This window comes from Rhizobacter sp. P3_B12 (genome assembly GCF_056402895.1).
On sequence record NZ_JBFUGN010001551.1, the window covers coordinates 1 to 882 of the forward strand.

General features: G+C 72.4%; 1 protein-coding gene. It reads left to right on the forward strand.

What is annotated here, in order from left to right; translation table 11 throughout:
• On the forward strand, window positions 1-882 hold an 882-nt coding region (locus AC1D01_RS36800), incomplete at both ends, for an ABC transporter permease family protein (RefSeq protein ID WP_477874766.1).

Below are 882 nucleotides of genomic sequence, written 5' to 3' on the forward strand. Positions count from 1 at the left end.
CCCGTGGCGCAATCTGGCCGCGCTGCTCGCGGTGATGCTGGGCGTCGCGCTCGCGTTCTCGGTGCAGCTGATCAACCAGTCGGCGCTCGGCGAGTTCAGCTCGGCGGTGCGGGCGGTCAACGGCGAGCCGGATTTCGAGCTGCGCGGCCAGCGCGGCGGTTTCGACGAAGCGCTCTACGGGCGCGTGGCGACGCAGGCCCGGGTAGCCATCGCAAGCCCGATCGTCGAGCTCGACACCTATGCGTTCGACGCGCAAGGGCAGCGCGTGCCGCTGCATGTGGTGGGCATCGATGCGCTGGTGGTGGCGCGGCTGTCGCCGGCGCTGATGCCGCGGCCGGATGCAAGGCTCGACACGGATGCCGACCGCTTCGCGGTGCTGGCGGCCGATTCGATCTTCCTGAACGCGCAGGCGCAGCAGCAACTGGGGAATCCGCGCAGCGTGCGCTTGCAGACGAGCGCCGGCAGCGTCGAGCTGCTGGTGCGCGGCAGCATCGCGGCCAACGGCCCGGCGCTCGCGGTGATGGACATTGCCGGCGCGCAGGCAACGTTCGGCTGGCTCGGGCGGCTCAGCCGCATCGACGTGCGACTCGCACCGGGCGCCGACCGCGGCGCCGTGCTGCAGGCGCTGGCGCTGCCCGACGGCGTGCGCGCGGCGTCGCCGGACGAAGCGGCGCAGCGGGTGTCGAACGTGTCGCGCGCCTACCGCGTGAACCTGACGGTGCTCGCGCTGGTGGCGCTGTTCACCGGGGCGTTCCTGGTGTTCTCGATCCTGTCGCTGTCGGTCGCGAAGCGCCAGCCGCAGCTCGCGCTGCTTGGCGTGCTGGGCCTGGGGGGGCGTGAGCGCTTGCAGCTGGTGCTGGCGGAATCGGCACTGCTGGGGGC